We start from the raw sequence: 1329 nt of genomic DNA, 5'->3' as shown, positions 1-1329 counted from the left end.
TAAAGTGGACCCTTTGTCAAGGACACAATAAAAAAAGGTTATGAAGCTAACAAAAGATGATTTCTATATTGTTTAGGAGTCATCTTTTTTAGGTTCCATTGATACCTATAATTATTATAATATTCGATGTAGTCATCGATTGCTTTAAGCACTTCATCAAATGTCTGGAAGGATTTAAAATCAACCTCATCTTTCATATGACCAAAGAAAGATTCTTGAGGTGCATTATCCCAACAGTTTCCACGACGGGACATTGATTGTCCTAATGTATTTTCCTTTAATAAACTTTGAAACTTTGGGCTTGTATAATGTACACCTTGATCAGAGTGAATAAATGCATCCTTAGATAGACTATCTTTATGTTCAGCCATTAGCTTATTTATAGTAGTTGTTGCTATATCCAGGGTTATATTCTCCGAAGTATGATAAGCAAGGATATCGTTACTACTTCCATCTTTAATGGTAGATAAATAAGCCATATGATTATTTCCATATGGTATATATGTTATATCAGTTAATAATACGTTGAATCCTTTTCCTACTATAAATTATAGAAAACTCACCTTCTAGAATCATTTTTATTGAACGTGAGCCTTTATTGTAGCCTTTGTAATAATAAGCCATTAAGATATTATCTCGTGCTTCCAAGTCCTTATCTTCTATTAGTTTTTGTTCTTCTATTGTACTCAAATAATTATAATATCCCGAGCGTGAAACATTTAAAAGCTCACAAAAATACGAGACCATATTTTTCAAATTGCTATTAATGATAGTCTCATTTATCAATTTAAATATTTCCTTACCTTTTAGAGTTACGCTGTTGTTTACCAGCCTCCTTTCTGTCAAGTCTAATTTTTTTAGTAGTTCTAACTGCTCCTCTAACAACTTAATTTTGGATTCTTGTTTTAAAATAATATCATCTTTAGATGGTTCATTAGTAGTTGGTCTTCCACTATTTTCTTTTCGTGTATCCCTTAATCCTATAATTCCATTATCATTATAGATTCTTAACCATCGAGCTGCTGCTTGTTCGTAACGTCTAACTCCAAGAATAGAGATATCGAAACCGGCTTCTTCGAAAATAATTCTAGGAGTCTTTCCTTTTAAATACTCATCTATAAATAGTCGCTTAAACTCATCAGAGTAAGTTATAGATTTTTCACTTACTTTGGCAACATAAGGATTTTGTTTTAATAACTCAATATTTTCTTTACTAAATGTAATTTTACTCATACCATTTCCTCCATGATATTAATATTATACATAAAAAAGTACCTATAAACGAAACACTTTTTTTCAAAGTGTCCTGTCTATAGGTACCATTTTATT

1 pseudogene is annotated in these 1329 nt (G+C 30.4%); it reads right to left on the bottom strand.

Annotated features, from left to right (window positions below):
- Positions 1-38: 38 nt before the first annotated feature.
- Positions 39-1233: pseudogene (locus NG904_RS15935) on the bottom strand (IS3 family transposase).
- Positions 1234-1329 lie beyond the last annotated feature (96 nt).

The sequence above is a fragment of the Clostridium sp. ZBS15 genome (assembly GCF_023845705.1).
Lineage (GTDB): Bacteria > Bacillota > Clostridia > Clostridiales > Clostridiaceae > Clostridium > Clostridium aquiflavi.
This window is presented reverse-complemented; position numbering and strand designations above follow the sequence as displayed.